This is a genomic window from Prevotella sp. oral taxon 306 str. F0472 (assembly GCF_000257925.1).
Lineage (GTDB): Bacteria > Bacteroidota > Bacteroidia > Bacteroidales > Bacteroidaceae > Prevotella > Prevotella vespertina.
In genome coordinates this window covers 1-19495 of sequence record NZ_AJIN01000063.1, presented here as the reverse complement: position 1 = coordinate 19495, position 19495 = coordinate 1, and the positions used below count along the sequence as shown (strand labels likewise).

Below are 19495 nucleotides of genomic sequence, written 5' to 3'. Positions count from 1 at the left end.
CCTCAAAATGACACGTATGTGTCAGCGAAATAACACGTATGTGTCAATCCACGTGACACATATGAGTCAAGCCCGTAGCACATACGAGTCAAGTGCGTAATACGTATGTGTCATTTTACGGCGCATATATGTGTCAAAAAAGTCCTCTATTATCATTGCTTGTTGTTGGGTAGGCGATAGCCTTCATCTTATCCATTGTCTACCTGCGGGAACTTCCGTTTCTTGAAGAGGAGCGCAACGGAAGAGGAAAGCACGAAAGAAGCCATATTAAGGAGTCTTTGTGCGACCACCTAATATGGCTTACTTTTATGATTGCTGTATCGTTAGATGCTTATAGCAATGCTTTGAATTTCTCGTCAAGCACAGCCTTTGACGCAGCACCCACGAACTTATCTACTAACTCACCGTTCTTGAAGAAGAGGATTGTAGGAATGTTGCGCACACCGAAATCGATAGCTACATCATCGTTCTCCTCAACATCACACTTACCAACAACGATCTTTCCATCATATTCCTCAGCGAGTTCAGAGATGATAGGACCGACCATCTTGCAAGGGCCACACCATGTTGCCCACAGGTCAACTACTAATGGTAAGTCACCATTCTTATAAGTCTCTAAGTTCTCGGTAGTGATTTTTACTTCCATGTCTTTTTGTTTTTTATAATTATACTGTTTGTTATTAAACTAATATCTCACGCTTATGTTATATCAAAGTGTATGCCACCTTTATATATAGCTAATTGATGTGGAACTCCATCTTATTGCTGGCAGTGATAAAGTCTATCAACTTTCGGTCTACATTGACTCCCTTGTTGCGACTCTGTAGAGTGACGATCGTGTTCTCTAAGGTGCGTAGCTGAATAAACAGCTGTGTTTTGCCTTGGTGCTCATCTATCACCGTTGATAATTCCGATACGAGTTCATCATCTAAAGATGAGGCATCCATTGAGATTGTAAACCGCTGTAACTTATGCTCTTTTACATCATAGAGTTGTTCCACATTCTGCACTTTCAGTTCCAATAACGATGGGTTATTGCGGTAACGTGGCTGACATTTAGCCGTTATATAAATGCTGTAATTAGGTTTTAGAACGTTATTCCATCTTGCCCAATCATCGCCGAAGAGAGCTAACTCACCCGTTCCCTCGAAGTCTTCTATCGTCACAAATCCAAAGGGCTTACCCGTTTTCTGTGAGAAACGCTCGCTTACTGCCGTGACGATACCCCCGAATGTCACCTCGTCAGTCTGGGATAGTTTGGTCATGTCAGCGTTGCGTCCAATCATGGAACAGCGTGTGTTACACATATTATTGAGTACGACGCTATACTCATCCAATGGGTGAGCTGACAAATAGACACCTACTAACTCGCGCTCCTTATTTAGCTTCTCTATCGTCGGCCACTTCTCCGTTTTGGGTGCAACAGGATGTATGACATCAACAGCGTTCATGTCGCCGAAGAGAGAGTTTTGTTGCTGTGCTTTCTCCAACTGGAATAGCTGTCCGTAGCGCACAATCGTATCAAGGAATATGCTATCTCGCCCTGATGGGGCAAAGAACTGCTCTCTCAGCAAGCCGAAACTATCGAATCCTCCGCTGTAAGCTAGGCTTTCAAACGCCTTACGATTCACATTGCTAAGGTCGACACGTTCCGCAAAGTCGTATATATCCTTGTATGGTCCGTTCTTCTCCCGTTCGCGTACTATGCTCTCGGCAGCACTAGTTCCCATACCCTTGATAGCAGCTAGTCCGAATCGAATCTCACCTTTCTTATTAACGCCAAATCCGATTTGACTCTCGTTGATATCAGGGCCGAGCGTTGCAATCTTCAATGCTTTGCACTCCTCCATCAGCTTAGTTATCTCCGTGATTTGGCTGAATCGACGCGTCATTAACGCAGCCATATATTCGGCTGGATAATGTGCCTTCAGGTAAGCAGTCTGGTAAGCCACCCACGAATAGCATGTGGCGTGCGACTTGTTGAAGGCGTAACTAGCAAACTTCTCCCAGTCACTCCATATCTTCTCTAATATCTGTGGATCATGCCCATTAGCCTGTCCTTGCTTGATGAACTTCGGCTTCATCTGGTCAACGATAGCCTTCTTCTTCTTACCCATCGCCTTACGTAAGGCATCGCTCTCACCACGAGTGAAATTTGCTAACTGGCGACTTAGGAGCATCACTTGCTCTTGATAAACCGTGATTCCGTATGTATCCTTGAGATACTTCTCCATACATGGGATGTCATACTTCACCAGTGAAGGATTGTGCTTACGCTTAATAAAGTCGGGGATATAGTCCATTGGACCAGGACGATACAGCGCATTCATGGCTATCAGGTCTTCAAAGACTGTTGGATGAAGCTCACGGAGGTACTTCTGCATACCAGCTGATTCAAACTGGAAAGTACCTATCGTCTGACCCTTCTGATATAATTGATAGGTCAGTTCATCATCTATAGGAATGTTGTCGAGATCAATAATATCACCCGTTGTCTGTCGGATAACTCGACAGGCTTCCTTCAACTCTGACAATGTTTTCAGACCTAGGAAGTCCATCTTGATTAGACCTGTTGACTCAATGACATGACCATCGTATTGTGTTACAGGAACCTTCTTCTCGGGGAAGTCTGGGTCGGTTGCTGTGGATACTGGAACCCAATCATCAATAGGATTACGACAGATGATGAAACCGCAAGCATGTATACCCGTATTGCGCACAGTGCCCTCAAGCATCCTCGCATACTTTATGGTGTTTCGCTCTCGAATATCCTCACTAACCTCTGCATCCTGTAGTTGTGGGGTACACTTGATAGCATTGGCTAGATTCATCTTCATGCCATCTGGTAAACGATCAGGTATCGCCTTGCACAGCTCGTTAGCAATGGCTATAGGTAATTTCTCTACACGGGCAACATCCTTGATAGAGTTCTTTGTCGCCATTGTACCATAGGTGATGATATGCGCACAATTCTCATGTCCATACTTATCCATCACCCATTGCAGCACACGCCCACGCCCATCATCATCGAAGTCTGTATCGATATCAGGGAGATTCACACGATCGGGATTAAGGAAGCGTTCGAACAGTAAGTCGTACTTCAGTGGGTCGATTTTCGTTATTCCTAAACAATAGGCAACAACCGAACCTGCAGCTGAACCACGACCCGGTCCTACCATAACCCCTAACTCTTGCCGTGCAGCATTGATAAAGTCCTGTACTATGAGGAAGTAGCCAGGAAAGCCCATGGTCTTCATGACGTGTAGCTCGAACTTTATATGACTCGTCACTTCTTCTGAAAGAGGATCGCCATATAACTTCTTTGCACCATCATAAGCTAGTTTCGCTAGATAATCAGCTTCAAACTTGATACGATATATCTTCTCATAACCGCCTAATCGCTCTATAACCTTTTGTCCTTCTTCGGGTGAGAGAGGATTCTCACCATTCTCATCGGTGGTGAACTCCTTGTATAAGTCTTCCTCAGTGAATTTCTTTTCCCACTCTTCTTCTGTACCAAACGACTCTGGGATAGGGAAGAAAGGCATGATAGGACCATGGTCAATACTATAAGGCTCAACCTTGTCTAGCACCTCCAGTGTGTTTGTCAATGCCTCTGGTATATCCGAGAAGATGTCATTCATCTCCTGACGGGTCTTAAACCACTCCTGCTTGGAATAGCGCATACGCTTAGGATCGTCCAAGTCCTCACTCGTTGATAAGCATAGTAAATGGTCGTGAGCCTCAGCTGTTTCCTTATCTTCAAAGTGACAGTCATTCGTACAAACTACCTTTATTCCATATTCCTTAGCGAACTGCAACAATACTTTATTAGCCTTTTGCTGCAAGGGAAAAGCCTCTCGATTGGCAAGGATCGTTGGGTCTTTCACCTCATGGCGTTGCAACTCTAGATAGAAGTCATCGCCGAATACACGATGATACCACTGGCATGCTTCGCGCGCACCATCGATATCTCCGTGGATAATCTTATTAGGAATCTCACCAGCAATACATGCCGAACATACGATCAAGCCCTCATGATACTTCTCCAACTCGGCTCTGTCTGTTCTTGGACGATAGTAATAACCATCCACCCAAGCATGGGATACGAGTTTTATAAGGTTCTTGTAGCCCTTATAGTTCTTTGCTAACACGATAAGATGGTATCCTGAATTATCATGCATGGACTTATCTTTATCATGCATAGTGCGTCGTGCAACATACATCTCACATCCGAAGATAGGCTTGAAAGGCTCTTCACCATTCTTCTTACGCCCCTTGTTGACCTTAGCACAATAGTCCGAGAACTCTTTTATACCGAACATCACGCCATGATCTGTTATCGCCATACCCTTCATTCCATCAGCGATAGCCTTATCAACAAGCCTTGTCACCTTCGATTGACCATCGAGGATGGAGTAATTAGTATGTACATGTAAATGTATGAAATCTTCCATTAAGCTACGAGTTTTGAGCTGTAAAGTTACGATGAAAAGCCCATATAGCCAAAAGAATGATTATGAAAATTTGTAGAAACGAGCAAAAAGAACTACCTTTGCAACCGATACAAAACGTCGATTTAACGTCCATGGGGAAAATTAAAAAGAAGCTCAAGAAGATAAGAATACATAGAGAAGGAACAAATACTCTGCTTTATGGCGGTATATGTTTAGCCCTTATTGCGTTGGTTCTATGGTTTGCAGTTCCGTCAAAGATACCTTTCTGGATCTTTGCAGTAGTGTTTGGTACAGTCTATGGTATCGTTTTAAACTTCTATAGGTGCCCTATTCGCTATTTTGGTAGTGAGGAGACCGAAGGTATTGTGGTGGCTCCTGCGGATGGTCACATCGTAGTTATAGAAGAAGTAGACGAGAATACATACTTCCATGAACGCCGTTTAATGATTTCAATATTCATGAGTTTATGGAATGTACACGCTAACTGGTTCCCTGTTGATGGCGTAGTTAAATCAGTACAACACTTTGATGGTAACTTTCATAAGGCTTGGCTTCCCAAGGCAAGTGAGGAGAATGAGCATGCCGATACCATTATCACTACTCCTGATGGAACTGATGTGTTATGTAGGCAGATTGCTGGTGCTATGGCACGACGCATTGTGACCTATGCTAAGGAGGGCGAGGAATGTTACATTGATGAGCATCTTGGATTCATCAAGTTGGGTAGTCGAGTTGATATCTTCCTCCCTGTTGGCTCTGAAGTATGCGTTAAGATGGGGCAGGCAACAACTGGCGACCAGACGATTATCGCTAAGTTGAAGCCGAAAAAATAAACGGATAATAATGAAGAAACATATTCCTAACAGCATAACATGCTGTAACTTGATTTCAGGTTGCATTGCAACGGCATTCGCCTTCACTGGTGATATAAAGGTAGCATTGCTGTGGATTATTATAGGAGCAGTCTTCGACTTCTTCGATGGCATGACAGCTCGACTCTTACATGTTAGTTCTCCTATTGGTAAGGAACTTGATTCTCTTGCTGATGATATCACCTTTGGCGTAGCTCCCTCTACTATTATCTTTAGTCAACTACAGCTGATGAGCTATCCAGACTTCCTTGAGCCGCTACGTCCTTACCTTCCTTTCGTGGCTTACATCATGGCTGCTTTCTCTGCATTGCGCCTTGCGAAGTTCAATTTGGATGAGCGACAAGCACTCGGATTCATCGGCTTGCCGACCCCTGCCAACGCTCTCTTTTGGGGTTCATTGCTTGTTGGTATTGGCGAACAGATGTATTATCGCCCTTGGACACTATACCTAATTCTGATTGGAATATTAGTTAGTTCGTGGCTACTTGTATCCGAGATACCTATGTTCGCACTGAAGTTTAAGCATTGGGGAGTGAAGGGTAATGAGGTGAAATACCTCTTCTTAGTTACTTGTGTTCCGCTTGTTGCTATCTTTGGTATCACGTCTTTTGCTATTATAGTTGCTTGGTACGTTGTGTTATCAATGATAGTTAAACAACAGACAAGTAAGTCATAATACAAAGGAGACATTATGGTACATGATTTCTTAAGGTTTGCTTTCAGTTTGCTCATCTTCTTTCTCATCATGATGGGATGGGTTGCTTATGCTTTCTATAAGCGAGTAACACGTATTCGGGAGCAGTTTGATCCATACAGACAACAGAGAGGGACACAGTCAAATGAGCCAACAATTACAGATAACAGACCTTTAGAGGAACGTAATAAACAGGTTATCCCAGATAGTGAAGGGGAATATGTCGATTTCACGGAAGTAGATGATAACAAGTCATAAGACTTCACTTACACTATTGATAATCACAAGAAAGAGAGTATATCAAGGTTTTCTTAAATCAAAGATATGCTCTCTTTCCTTTTAAGAGAGCCTCTCCTTCATACGAAGAAACGCCCTCTTTCTATCAAGGAGGGCGTTTCTTTTCATTCATTCTTTATTGTTTATGCTTCTAATGAATGATTAGTAGAACTTGTTTTTATGCCTAATCACATTGTTAGTATGCCTAGTTTCGTTAGCTTAACACGTCAAGAGCCTACTGCCATCAGGCTGTTCTTCGATCGTAACTTTGATGACGTTCTCTGGAAGAACATCCTCAACGAGCTCTGGCCATTCGAGTAGACAGAGGTTACCACTATAGAAGTAATCCTCATAACCCATGTCATAAACCTCTTCCAACTTCTTTATTCGATAGAAATCAAAGTGATAGATAGGGTTGTCGTTGCCGTCTGTATACTCGTTGATGATGGCGAATGTAGGGGAAGTTATGACGTCTTTAACCCCTAGAACTTCGCAAAGTGCCTTGATAAAGGTGGTTTTGCCTGCTCCCATCTTACCATAGAAAGCGAACACCTTGCCATCTCCCATTCCTTTAATAAACTCCTTTGCAGCCTCGTGAATGGTATCGAGACTATTGATTCTAATTTCCATATTGCTTTTATTTATCTGTTCTTAATTATCGTTTACGTGGTGTGAGTGTGACCAACGGGACAATCATTTCTTCCAAAGAGATACCTCCGTGTTGGAATGTATCCTTATAGTAAGATACGTAATAGTTGTAGTTATTGGGGTAAGCAAAGAATGAGTCGCCTGTAGCGAATACGTAACTTGTACTGAGGTTAGGGGCTGGAAGCTGTGCTTGATGCGGATTCTTTATAGTGAAAACCTCCTTAGAATCATAGTTAAGACTCTTTCCCAGCTTATAACGGAGGTTCGTATTCGTATTGCGATCACCGATAATCTTCACTGGATTAATCGTTCGAATGGATCCGTGATCAGTTGTGATTATCACCTTATAGTTCGATTGTGCCAACTCTTTGATGACGTCTGCAAGGACGCTGTGTTGGAACCAGCTAAGTGTAATGGAGCGATAGGCACTCTCGTCACTGGCTAGTTCACGTATCATCTTCATCTCTGTTCGGGCATGAGAAAGCATATCAATGAAGTTAACCACAAGTACATTAAGATCGTTTTGAGCTAAGTTCTTGTATTGTTGCATGAACTTCTCTGCACCCGTTGAGTCGTTAATCTTATGATAAGAGAACCTGTCATGACGGCGATAACGCTCTATCTGCGTCCGAATAAGCGGCTCTTCGTTGAGGTTCTTGCCCTCTTCTTCGTCCTCATCGACCCACAATTCGGGGTACATCTTTGCTATCTGTTGAGGCATAAGACCACTGAATATAGCATTGCGAGCATATTGTGTGGCTGTTGGAAGTATGCTCATGTAAAGGTCCTCTTCGATCTCGAACATGTCACCAATCTCTTTCGACAGGATGCGCCATTGATCAAGTCGGAAGTTATCGATGACGATGAGGAATACTTTCTCGCCTTTGTCAATGAGTGGAAACACCTTCTTCTTGAAGATCTCAGGACTTAGTAAGGGCTTATCGTTGGTTTCGTTGTTGGTATCAGACTTCTTATTGCGTCCTGCCAAACGTGCGAAACTACTGTTTGTCTTTGTTTCCTGTGGTGCTACCCAGTTGAGATAATGCTTTGAAATATACTTAGCAAAGCCATTATTTGCCTCTTCTTTCTGCATTTTCAGCATTTCCACCATGTTACTGTCGGTACTGCTTAGCTCTAATTCCCAGTGTACTAACTTGCGATAAACCTCTTTCCAATCATCGAACGAACGGCAGTCGGCAATCTCCATAGCAATCTGTTGATAGCTTTGTTGGTATCCGCTCTGCGTTACTTCAGTGACAATTTCCTTCTGATGGATATTCTTTTTCAGTGAAAGAAGTATCTGATTCGGGTTGACGGGCTTGATGAGATAGTCTGCAATCTTTGCTCCAATCGCCTGGTTCATGATGTCTTCTTCCTCACTCTTCGTCACCATGACAATCGGTGTAGCAGGTTGAATCTCCTTGATCCGTTGTAAGGTCTCAAGCCCAGAAAGCCCTGGCATCTGCTCATCGAGCAGTACCAGATCGAAGGTCTGCATGCCACATTGCTCAATAGCATCAGCCCCGTTGCTAGCCATGACAACCTTATATCCTTTGTTCTCAAGGAATAGAATGTGCGCTTTCAACAGCTCGATCTCATCATCTACCCATAGTAACAATCCGTTGTTCATATATCTTCTTGCTTATAGTTAGAACCCCTCCAAGTCATAATACTCATCTTCGATGTTGTTTTGAATTGGTTGATTCTTCTTGTTAGTCTTGTTGTTATTCTTCTTACCAGACGTTGGTTCGTCATCTCCGAAGTAAATGATCGGACCATCGTCTACCGTCTTTGGCTTCTTTGCTGGAGTCTGTTGAGGCTGTTTAGCAGGTGCTTTTTGCGGCGTAGCAGATGCAACTTTCTGTACTTTTGGTTCTGTCTTTTGTTGCGTTGGAGTAGGCTTTGTTTCAGTCTTCTTCGTCTCTTTTCCTGTGTTGACAGGAGCCTTCGGGAGAGCAGGTGTAGGCTTTTCGGCAGGCTTCTCATCAGGAATAACGAACGTGTTAGTGTCCTCCAACGTTGGTTTCCTTACCTCCGTAGGCATCTCGAAAGTGTTTTCATTCTTTGGAGATGTTGTTGGCTCTACCTTCTTTGATGTCGGTGTGTCCAACGGAATATCCATTGTGTTGTTTGCAGGAACATCCATATCATCAGGGAAGAGATCCTTGTCATTGGCGTGCTTCTCCTCTATCTTCTGTAGAAGATCAGGTTCGCGTGGTGTCGCCACTTCGGCTGGTTCACTCAAGAGATAGCGTTTGGTGACTTCAAGCGGTGAGAAGTTCTTTTTATAGAAAGCCTCATAATCCTTATAACTATAGGTTGTTCCAATCAGTTTCAGGTTCTTGTCACTGATAATGACAGCCTTAGTAGTCTTGCTCATCTGCATCACCACGTCCTTAGCAGCAAATAGTTGACGGGCATATTGATACGCTTCATCGTAATTGCGGAAGCCCGATACCATCATTTGATGCAATCCGCTGAGGTCTTCTATTTGTATTTCAAAGTTGCGAACGAGGAAGTTTGTGAAGTTGAAACGTGCTAACTCGAATAGTAACTTGTTCTCCTTCAATGAGTCGGGGTTGTATATTAGCAAGAACTTAAAGTCTATGTTGCGTTCAGGAGAGAGCTTCGCTTGTCGGATACTGTCGCTATCACTAAGGATGGAAGTGCGATATGACCACACAGCATTTAGGTCGAATTTACCGCTGCGGAGCTTCTTTCCTGCCTGAACACCATTCACTATCATTCCAGCCATCTCACTGATGCGACTGTTAGGATACTTCTTTACAACCTCCTTCATGTCAGTTAAGCACCCATTAGCGTCTCCCGTGTTTAGCTTACTCAATCCCCCAATGAACAAGAACTTATCTCGGTTGGCTCCCATTGGGAATCGTTTCTCGGAGATTTGAGCGTTACTAGCAACCTCATTATAGCGTCCTTGCTTGAAAGCATCGTAAGTTGAGGCATATAGAGAGTCTTCTATCTGTACGCCGAAACGTAAGTTTTGTTTGTAATAAGGGTCAGTTAAGAGGGTAGTCCACTTATTCTTAGGATATTGCCGACTTAACTTTGTAAGGTAAGTCTCGGCTATCTCGGGTTCGTTCTTACGCATATAAAGCAAGTAGAGGTGGTAATAAACATCGTCCATAGCCTCATAGTCAGGATAATTATCACTCACTCTGCGTAGCGCCCGCTCTGCTAGACGAAGATTGTTAAGCCTATCCTTGAATATTACTCCTGAATGATGTAGACCATCCTCAAGTATCTTGTTACTTGCAGCAAGCTGTTCCGCAGTGAATGGGATTTGTGCTAGATAATACTCCCGCTTATGTGGGTCGTTCTTTAAAGAGTCTCTTGTTTGTTCGAGAGAATCCCTCTTTGCTTCGGCTTTATATATGGAGTCGCGTTGAGCATCCGTCATTTCATAAGGGTTGTTAGTGTTTCCAATATTCCTAACAACCGTTTGATTCATGCGTTGCCAGTTGTCGATATTCTCTCTCTTGCCCCATAGTTGTTGGAAAGTAACCTTTCCTTGTTGTACAGCCGTTGGGTTATAGAAATACCAAGTACTACCTTGTTGCTGATTGGAGTTGACTCTTTGAATATTATTCGATGTGTTGTTACGTCCGAAATTACCATCCATACCTTGCTGCTGGGCGTTGTTATTTTGCAAGTCCAGTGCATTTCGCTCCTCTTTCTCCTTTTTTTTCAATGCTGTGATTACCCTATCTATAGCGGCATTACGCTCCTTTTCAGAGCATTTAGCAAGTTGTTGGAGAGAGTCCTGTAGCTGAACAGCATCCGTATAAGGTGCTAATTCATCTAATATCTTCGAACGATCAGATAACTGTTCATAGTCTTTACGATCTCTGTCAAGTAATCCCAATGCTTCATCATAGCATTTCTTTGCATTGCCGAAACGCTCTTTAGCCCAATACAAATCGCCAAGATGTAATAACAAAACGCCTTTCTCAATGCCACTACGTGTCGCCTTCTTGCGTCCCAATTCGTAAGCATTGATAGCAGCAAGCGTATCTTTGTTCGCAAGATGTATGTTGCCCATTGCGTAATAGACCTGATCCAGATACTCCTTATTGTTATCTGAAGCCGCCATGTGCCTTAGTTTGCTTATCATCTGCTTGCTTTGTCCTTCTGCCATGACCTCTGTTTGGGCAATGCGAGCGTTGAACTCTAGTTCATAAGGAGGATTGGTACGAATGACGCGTTGGAAGGCTTCATAAGCATCTTGCCTCTTTCCCAATGCAGCATACACTTGTCCAAGTAGATAAAGTTCACGTGCTTTCTGCTTCTGACGCATCTCGTGCTTAATAACCTTTTGTAAGTAAGGCACAGCCTTAGCCAGTTCTCCCGTGTGAAGATAGTAGTCTGCGTAAGTATAATCCCACTCCTTCACCGCACGCCAGTCCATTGAGTCACGTTGCATATTGCGAATAACATCCTCCGCATCGTATAGCCAGCCCTGTTCTATGTAACATTTAGCCAACCAAGCACGTGCTTTTCCATAGATGGCAGGCTGTCCCTTGTACATACGACTCATGTAGGCGAAGGTTGCAGCAGCCTCTTCAAAGGCTCCTTGATGGAACTGTGAGCGTCCCATTAACATCCATGCCTTCCACAAGAAAGGGTTATATTCGCGTCGTGAGAGCCACTCTATGTCCTTATCAGTCTTTCTTCTGTTCTTAGTCCACTCTGGTCTCTTCTTGATACTATGCTTAGCTATTGCCTTCTCTGCCTTTTCTATGGCACGATTAAAGTTACTTTTCCCTAAGTCACGACTATTCTTATTGCCGACAGTATATAGTGGAATAAGTTCGGTAAAGTTATCCTTGTTCCCCTTTTCTTTCTCTATAGAACCATCGATATAAGCCTGTGCTCCATTAAAATATACGTTATATCGGGTATTAAAAGCCTGCCACCAGCGAGATTGAGCGGTGTTATTTTTCGTAGAGCAACCCACAATCACCATTGTAATGATTGCTAATAAAGAGAAGGTTATATGTCTGTTTGCTTTCTTCACGTTAGCCTTCAATCATTGTTATTAGTTCATCCTTAATCTGATTAGGAACATTTATCTCACGGAGGATGAGGCTTCTATTCCAGCCTTTTGCCTCTTGTGGCTGCATGGTATAGAGTATATTGGCAAACTCCTCGGCTTCTTCATCGGTGTATTGATTCGACTGTCGCCCACGGAAACGATCGAGTTCTTCGTCATCATAGTACTCTATTTCCCTTGTTGCAGCTTCCATCATGCACACTTGCTCGCACTTATCATCAGTGCCATCACACGATGAGCAATCACCAGAAGTAGGCATAACAACATCGGGTTCACCCTCTTTCTTCTTGGTGAATAAGGTTGTTATGGCGGCAAAAAGAGCCAGAACTATAAGTGCACCAATGCCAATATAAAATATACTCATTTGTTCTTTTCTTCTTTTGGAAACATGAGAAGTAGGACAGATTGGCTATTCTACCTCCGTAATGTGAAAGCCCGCAGAGCGTAAGTCAGCCCAGAAGTGAGGGTAAGACTTCGTTACAACTTCTGGATGATCTATGCGTATTTCCCCCAGTTTGATAGCTAATGGAGCGAAAGACATTGCCATTCTATGGTCTTCGTATGTGCTGATGACAGGAAGAGAAACAGGTTCGCAACGTTCACCCTCCCATGACAACTCCCCTTCGTTACGGCTTTGAAGGACGTAGCCCAGCTTTGCCATCTCTGTTTTCATTGCTTCTATGCGGTCTGTCTCTTTGATTCTTAGACTGTTCAAGCCCGTAAAATGGAAGGGAATACCCAACACTGGACATGCTGCTATCAGTGTTTGTGCCAAGTCTGGATGGTTAATAAAGTCGTAATCCATCCTATTCAGCATACGGGTATGGCGTGTTAGTGTTGCGTCAGTCAGCCCTTCTGCATCCTTGCGAGCGAAGTTTGTCTTTATACCCAGCAATGAGAAGATGTATCGAACAGCTGCATCTCCTTGTCGCGAACCATCTTTTAAACCAGAGATAACCACCTCTGCGTCTAAATCATCTTGTAATGCAAGTATCTCATACCAATAGCTTGATGCCGTCCAATCATTCTCTATCGTGTAAGTTCGGCGTGTGTATTGCTGTGGTTTGACGCTAATTGTGTCGAAGTTAGTCCATTCGGCGGCAACTCCAAACTCATGCATAATATGCAAAGTGAGGTCGATGTAAGGTCTAGACACAATCTCCCCCGTGAGCTTCAAGTCCAACCCTTTGGTCAAAATGGGCGCAATCATGAGTAAAGCCGAGACGTATTGCGAACTCACATTGCCAGGTATTACCAGTTGTCCACCCTCTAATTCGCGTCCACGAATGCGCAGGGGAGGATAGCCCTCATTACCAATATAATCAATATCTGCACCTAAGTAACACAAAGCATCAACGAGAATCTTTATTGGTCTATGCTTCATTCGCTCTGTTCCCGTGATAATATGCTCTCCTTGTGATAGGCATAAATACGCTGTCAGAAAGCGCATTGCAGTGCCAGAAGCCTTTATGTCAATCACATCTGATGGTTGGGAGAAAGCCTGCAAAATAACTTTTGTGTCATCACAATCCGATAAGTTCTCTGGTAGAATCCCCTCTTTTGTAAGTGCCTGCACGATAAGTGCACGATTACTAACGCTTTTTGAGGCTGGAAGTGTGATGCGAGTATCAATATGTTGGGGTGGAGTTATGATGTATTGCATGCTTCTTCAGTGCATAATTATTACATCACAAAATTACAAAATAAACTTGGGATGTGAGAAAAAGAACTTCAAAAGTTTGCTAATATCATGGAAAGTAAGTAATTTTGCAGGGCTTTTAAAGGAACGGGATGTAGTTCAGTAGGTTTAGAATGCTGGTCTGGGGGACCAGTGGTCGCCAGTTCGAGTCTGGTCATCCCGACTTAATTGAAGAGAAAGAAACCATTCTTTGGTTTCTTTTTTTTTGTTTTTTAAGCTGTTAAAAACGTTTTCTTCGAATCGACTTAAAGCCTTTCTGTAATGTTACAAAAGGCTTGGAGAAGTATTACAGAAGCCTTGGAGAGGTATTACAGAAGGCTTGTAATAATTCTGAAGGTTATTAAGTGCCATCGAGTGTTCTATTTTTTTGATAGGAATTAATTACATTTTCTATCATCAAAGTACGCTTTGTGCATAAAAAGGTATGGTTAGTAATAGCTTTTCCAATTCTTATTTGTATCTTTGTTACCCATAGTGAAAACCAAAGTCTATTAATTTCTACAAATGAAAATGAACATGAGAAAGACGATAATGGAGGGAATCTTTGGGGGTAATCTCACCTGTGATCATGTGCAACCTAGGGCTAGAACATCTGCATCCTCTTGTCAGGTGTATGCGAAATATGCTATTAATAAGATACTGATAAGCATGTTTGTATTACTCGTTGCAGTGCCAATGAAGGCTCAAAACTTTCGAACTCTGCGCGATGTAAAGGTGAATGAAACTGTACTCGACCTTTCTCAAACTGCCTGCAAAGTGATTCCACGTAATGCAATGCACTCTCGGCATAGATTACAAAAGCTTATTCTCTCTGCGACTTTGGACTCTATTGGTAGTCAGGCGTTCTTTGCCTGTGATGGTTTAAAGGGGCAATTACTCATCCCCGCATCAACTCGTGTGATAGAGGCTTCGGCTTTTAATGGTTGTAGTGGTTTGAGTGAACTCGTGTTTGAAGGTTCTCCTCGTTTGGAGTCTTTCGCTTTTGCTAATTGTAAGGGCTTGCGTGTGATACGTCTGTCAGCACTTGTTCCACCCGTTTGTGCTGCTAATACCTTTGTAGGAATTGATTTTAAGAAAGTCAAACTCATTGTTCCTTCAAAGGCAAAAGCGGCTTATCGGAACGCTGTGGGTTGGCGTTCTTTCTTCTCGAAGACCGAAGAGAAGAATGTTTGTGAGCCTGAAGAGTTGCTCGTTCCACGTCCTCTTCACATGGAAGTGTTCTCTAAAGCAAATCCGAAAGGCGTTTATAAAAAGGCGTTGAATTGGTCGGATGTTATCGGCATTGAGGCTTCGAACTGTTTAGATAATGAAAAGAAACAAGCGGAACGCATACTTCGTGAACGTACAACAAGTGTGCTCCGTCCGCAAGCTAATAATATAAAAGGTGGGAAGAGTAGGGGAGTAATGGTGCGTTTATCCCTTGATTCAACCCTAAACAATGCTGAGGCTTATACGTTAGACATATCAAATAAAGGTGTAGAGATAAAGGGAAAGACTGCAGCGGGAGTGTTTTATGGACTGATGACACTCGAACAATTATGTATAGGGAATGGTGTTGCTGCCCCCTCAACAACGATTCCTCCTCTTTATATAGTAGACCAACCACGAACGGAAGTGCGTGAGTTAATGGTGGATCCAGTGCGTCATTTCATCCCATTCAACGATTTAAAGCACTTCATTATAGAGATGGCTCGCTTCAAATTCAATGCTCTTCACCTCCATTTAGTTGATGATCAAGCATGGAGAATAGAGATAAAGAAGTATCCAGAACTTACTGAGAAGGCCTCCGATAGAGTAGGAATGGATGATATGCCAGAGCGTATTAGCGGCTTTTATACGCAAGAGCAGATGCGTGAGTTGGTACGTTTTGCAGCTCAATATCATGTTATGGTGATCCCAGAGATAGAACTTCCTGGTCACGAAGTGGCTGCTATTCATTGTTTCCCACAACTCTCTTGTGCTAAAAAAGAAGTCCCCATCCGTTTGACCTGTGGCGTTAGTAATGACTTACTCTGCCCTGCCGAACCCTTTGTTTACGAGTTTCTTGATAACGTTCTAAAAGAGTTAGCCGAGGTGTTTCCTGCTCCATACGTTCATTTGGGCGGTGATGAGGCGGGTCAACCACCATTAGGAGCATGGACAAACTGCCCTGCTTGTAAGGAACTAAAGCGGAAGGATGGGTTTACAGAGAACTGGCAATTACAGCAATACCTCTTTGATCGGGTTATAAAACAGCTTCATCAGTTGGGGAAGACACCGATGTATTGGTATGAGAAGGAGTTTAAGACGATTCAGCCGGGGTGCGTTGTTTATGCTTGGCGGAATGGTTTAACGCAGGTGGCAATAGATGCAGCCGTGCGTAACAAAGCAAAGATTATGATGTGCCCAGGCGAGCATTGCTATCTTGACTACCCACAAGGGCGAGGCGATATGCCAGAGGTTAATTGGGGAATGCCCGTTACTTCGCATGAACAAACTTATCGTCTTGATCCGGCATGGGGGATGGATAGCACCTTTGTACAGCGTAATCTCTTAGGCGTGAGTGGTACACTTTGGAGCGAATGTATCAATTCAACAGAACGACTTTATTATCAAGCTTTCCCTCGTGCTGCTGCTTTGTCGGAAGCAGGTTGGACCATTCCTGAACGGCGCAGTTATACTGATTACCTCCTTCGTGTGCTCCCTTTGATGGACGATATGTTGCGTCGTGGTATTGCCGTGAACGTGAATTAAACAAATAAACACCCCTTTTCACACCAAAAGTCCACTTTTCTTTTAAATCTCTTTGCCGTTTTAATATCTTTTATTACTTTTGCAGCCGTAACAAAAAAACGATAATGATTCAAGCATTAAATATTCAAGCCACAACGAACAACGCCTTATATAATAAAGGTGTTGCTTATTGTGTATCTACGTTTGAATCATTGAATACGGAGAGAAAAATAATCGAGAAAAAGATAGCAAATAATTTGGTAGTTCCAAATATTTGTATACTCTCTCTCTCTCTCTCTCTCTCTCTCTCTCTCTCTCTCTAGTAGAGCAGGCGTAAATTACACATTTTTTTCTTCTCGCATACGCGCGCGCGAAGCGTGCCGCAAACCCTGTAAACAAAGGACTTTTAGAAGTTTCCTTTGTTCTTTTTTTGTGTCCGTACCTAAACCGAAATATAGAAAAATTAAGCACGAAATAACAACTATTTTTAATCAATAAAACAATGGAGAAAAAGAAAGAAAAGAAGAACTATTCTGCACCTAATTGCATGATAGTTCAGGTAAACGAAACCACGAACTTGATGGAAGCCTCTTTCACTGGTCAGCATAACCCAGCCCATCATGCTGTAGGTCCTGCTGGGGCGAAAGCTGCAACAATTTGGCAAGAAGATGAGGAAGAAAGCGATGAACAAAACATTCCTTCTTGGGAAGATTAAGAAATGAGAGTTATAAACAAGAAAAAGACAAAGTAATGATGAGAACAAAACAATTATTTAAGATTCGCTTATTGTCCTTTGCAGCTCTTTGCACTATGGCATTAGCAGCAGTTTCTTGTGCTAGCGAAGATGTGGCGCAGAACGGCAAAGATACAGACAATGATAAGAACTTTACAGAGTTTGTTGGTGGCAGACCAGAGACGCGCACAACAATGGATTATAACAGCGGCGCTTTCTATTGGGAAGCTGGCGACAAGATTTACGTGCAGGACGATGACAATGTTTGGCAGGTAAGCAATAACTCACCTACTGGTAAGGTTGCATCTTTTAAGTTTAAAGTTCCTGGCAAATTCACTGCTAAAGCTTCTTATAAGGTTTATTATCCAGGTAAGAACGGAACTGATAACAATGTAACGATCCCCGCAACACAAAGTCAGACAGAGCCTAATAGCACTGCACACTTCGGCGTATCAGGCGATTGTGGTACTGCTGATGCAGCAAGAGCAAATAATTTCCATTTCACGCTTGACCATCAATCGGCTGTCCTAGTTTTCCAGCCTTATACTAGTAACTCTATTTTAAATAATTGCTATTTGACAAAGATAGAAGTAATTTCAGATAACAATATTACAGGAACGTATACTCTTAAACCGACTACAGGTGAACTGACAGGTAGTGGAACTGACAAAGAGATTAATATCATTACTACAGGTAGCGGTGCATACACTAATGGCTTTTCGTTGACCAGTGCAACATCTGCATCTACTGCTGACAAAATCTACATGCATATTAAGCCAGGTACACATACACTCAGAGTACGTTATTGGATAAAAAGTCTTGTTGACAATGTAGAGGGTACTATCACAAAAGATCTAACATCTTTTACCTACAATAAGAATACGTACTACGACATGACGGCTAATCTTGATGTGAGAGATTATGCAAGTCTATACTGCTATTGGGATGCACAGGCAGACTATTGGGTAGGGCATGAATGGAATGCAGCTAATCCTGCTGATCGTTGGCAACCAGTGGTTACTACCATACCTTTTCCTCACTATGATGAACTAAAAGATCCTGTTACTCCACCACGTGCTGCAAATCTTTCTTATCCAGGCTTAGGTATTCGTAATGATGCGGTTAATCTCTGTAAAGATTGCCCAAATGCAAATGAGATGGCATGGTATGCAGAAAAGGGAGATGCTCGTTTTGATGCAGATATTCTTTGGACTTGTATGGGACACTTACGTAAAGGAGGCCTTTGGTTAAAAAAGAAAGCAAAGATAGCAAGCGATAATGGTAAGACAATATCTGATATTGAAAGTAAAGCACCAGATAATACGGATTGGAGAATTGCTACTTCTCCAATTGTTTCCAACCAGACGCTTACAAGTCTGACTCCTCCTTCTTCTGTAGATATTAATGACTACTTTTTCTTACCACCCTTAGGATCTGCAATTGACGTTCCTTCTATAGCAGGTTTTTATATGACTGGTCAAGGTGGTTCTTACTGGTCTTCTTCTACTAATAGCACAAATTCCAATTCTGTATTTGGATTTTTTTATGGTATTAATAGTAGCAATCAACTCGAATTAACTGTTACTTCAAATCTCGGCCGCGATCATAATATTATGAGTGCTTGGAAGTTTGAGTAAATAGAGAGTAGACTACGAAACAATAGGAAAAGATGAAGCTCTAGTAATTTGTAATAATATCACTTACAAACGCTCCGTGGGCTAAAAGGTCTCGAGCCCACGGAGTTATCACAATCAGAGACCGCCTTAATGACAATGGCTAACAAACCAATTCAATTTTTTTTGAGAGAGCAGAAGCTAAACATCGGTAAGCAGGCTGGAAAGACTGTTATTGTTGCTCGTCCAACTGGTAGGCACCGTGTAGACTTCCGCAACTTTTGCGAACGCATTGCTAAGTCAACAACCTTTAATGCGCAGGAGGTGGCAGCCGTGCTGAATCTTGCAAGTGAAACCGCCCGTGACATCGTAGCCAATGGTGACATTGTGGAGTTTGGTGACATGGGAACGTTGACACCCTCGTTTAAGAGCAAGGCGGTAGAGACTGTTGAGCAGTTCCGTGCACAGCAGCACATTGAGAAACCTGTTATAAAGTTCCTTGCTTCTGCGAAGTATTTCACACTGAATGATGTTACGTATGAGCAAGTAGCACCAAAGGAAAAGAAAGGAAAGAAAGAGAAAAAGAAGGCAGAAGGAACAGAGCCTTCTGGTCCTGTAACAGAAGGGTGATAACGGATTTTTGAGATTCTGCTAAAACAACAAAAAAATTGTTCGCGAAGAAATTCGAAATTCTTCGCGAACAATTTTAATTTTCTT

Annotated in this window: 14 protein-coding genes and 1 tRNA gene; 8 read left to right on the top strand and 7 right to left on the bottom strand. The window is 42.7% G+C overall.

From position 1 onward, the window contains the following. Positions 1-331: 331 nt before the first annotated feature. The gene (gene trxA / locus HMPREF9969_RS09765; RefSeq protein ID WP_009435672.1) at positions 332-646 is read right to left on the bottom strand and encodes a thioredoxin; all 315 of its coding nucleotides are present in this window, start codon (positions 644-646) and stop codon (positions 332-334) included. A gap of 91 nt (positions 647-737) precedes the next feature. After that, positions 738-4457, bottom strand: a complete 3720-nt coding sequence (gene dnaE, locus HMPREF9969_RS09760) for a DNA polymerase III subunit alpha (protein ID WP_009435674.1) — start codon at positions 4455-4457, stop codon at positions 738-740. 131 nt (positions 4458-4588) lie between these two features. Here dnaE and HMPREF9969_RS09755 point away from each other — a divergent pair, with 131 nt between their 5' ends. The 3 genes from HMPREF9969_RS09755 to HMPREF9969_RS09745 are packed head-to-tail and all read left to right on the top strand — an operon-like array spanning position 4589 to position 6281. Beyond that, positions 4589-5290: a phosphatidylserine decarboxylase family protein gene (locus tag HMPREF9969_RS09755; protein ID WP_009435658.1), complete on the top strand. Its 702-nt coding sequence runs from the start codon at positions 4589-4591 to the stop codon at positions 5288-5290. A 10-nt stretch (positions 5291-5300) separates the two neighbouring features. Continuing rightward, positions 5301-6005 carry a CDP-alcohol phosphatidyltransferase family protein gene (locus HMPREF9969_RS09750; protein ID WP_009435660.1) on the top strand — a complete coding sequence of 235 codons (705 nt, stop codon included), beginning with the start codon at positions 5301-5303 and terminating at the stop codon, positions 6003-6005. 15 nt (positions 6006-6020) lie between these two features. Continuing rightward, a complete protein-coding gene (locus HMPREF9969_RS09745) occupies positions 6021-6281 on the top strand; it encodes a hypothetical protein (protein WP_009435673.1) in 261 nt (86 codons plus the stop codon). Positions 6282-6518: 237 nt separating this feature from the next. Here HMPREF9969_RS09745 and tsaE read toward each other — a convergent pair whose 3' ends face one another. From tsaE to HMPREF9969_RS09720, 5 genes are read right to left on the bottom strand one after another with little or no spacing between them, the layout of a single operon-like run. Next, entirely contained in the window at positions 6519-6929 is a 411-nt protein-coding gene (gene tsaE / locus HMPREF9969_RS09740) for a tRNA (adenosine(37)-N6)-threonylcarbamoyltransferase complex ATPase subunit type 1 TsaE (protein WP_009435663.1), read from the bottom strand. 25 nt (positions 6930-6954) lie between these two features. Then, the gene (locus HMPREF9969_RS09735; protein WP_009435671.1) at positions 6955-8577 is read right to left on the bottom strand and encodes a bifunctional response regulator/alkaline phosphatase family protein; all 1623 of its coding nucleotides are present in this window, start codon (positions 8575-8577) and stop codon (positions 6955-6957) included. An 18-nt stretch (positions 8578-8595) separates the two neighbouring features. Beyond that, positions 8596-11934 carry a tetratricopeptide repeat protein gene (locus HMPREF9969_RS09730; RefSeq protein WP_232212668.1) on the bottom strand — a complete coding sequence of 1113 codons (3339 nt, stop codon included), beginning with the start codon at positions 11932-11934 and terminating at the stop codon, positions 8596-8598. A gap of 52 nt (positions 11935-11986) precedes the next feature. Next, positions 11987-12385 carry a FeoB-associated Cys-rich membrane protein gene (locus HMPREF9969_RS09725; RefSeq protein ID WP_004383806.1) on the bottom strand — a complete coding sequence of 133 codons (399 nt, stop codon included), beginning with the start codon at positions 12383-12385 and terminating at the stop codon, positions 11987-11989. Between the two features lie 45 nt (positions 12386-12430). Next, positions 12431-13684 carry a 3-phosphoshikimate 1-carboxyvinyltransferase gene (locus HMPREF9969_RS09720; RefSeq protein ID WP_009435669.1) on the bottom strand — a complete coding sequence of 418 codons (1254 nt, stop codon included), beginning with the start codon at positions 13682-13684 and terminating at the stop codon, positions 12431-12433. Between the two features lie 124 nt (positions 13685-13808). Between HMPREF9969_RS09720 and HMPREF9969_RS09715 the strand changes: the two genes are divergently transcribed. The 5 genes from HMPREF9969_RS09715 (at position 13809) to HMPREF9969_RS09690 (ending at position 19408) form a co-directional block, all read left to right on the top strand. Continuing rightward, a tRNA-Pro gene (locus tag HMPREF9969_RS09715) sits at positions 13809-13883 on the top strand. 341 nt (positions 13884-14224) lie between these two features. Then, positions 14225-16453: a family 20 glycosylhydrolase gene (locus HMPREF9969_RS09710; protein WP_036895637.1), complete on the top strand. Its 2229-nt coding sequence runs from the start codon at positions 14225-14227 to the stop codon at positions 16451-16453. Positions 16454-16934: 481 nt separating this feature from the next. Next, positions 16935-17147, top strand: coding sequence for a hypothetical protein (locus tag HMPREF9969_RS09700; RefSeq protein WP_036895635.1), 213 nt, complete (start codon positions 16935-16937; stop codon positions 17145-17147). A gap of 35 nt (positions 17148-17182) precedes the next feature. After that, a complete protein-coding gene (locus HMPREF9969_RS09695) occupies positions 17183-18802 on the top strand; it encodes a hypothetical protein (protein WP_009435659.1) in 1620 nt (539 codons plus the stop codon). A 135-nt stretch (positions 18803-18937) separates the two neighbouring features. Beyond that, positions 18938-19408: a histidinol phosphate phosphatase gene (locus HMPREF9969_RS09690; protein WP_036895640.1), complete on the top strand. Its 471-nt coding sequence runs from the start codon at positions 18938-18940 to the stop codon at positions 19406-19408. Positions 19409-19495: the final 87 nt, after the last annotated feature.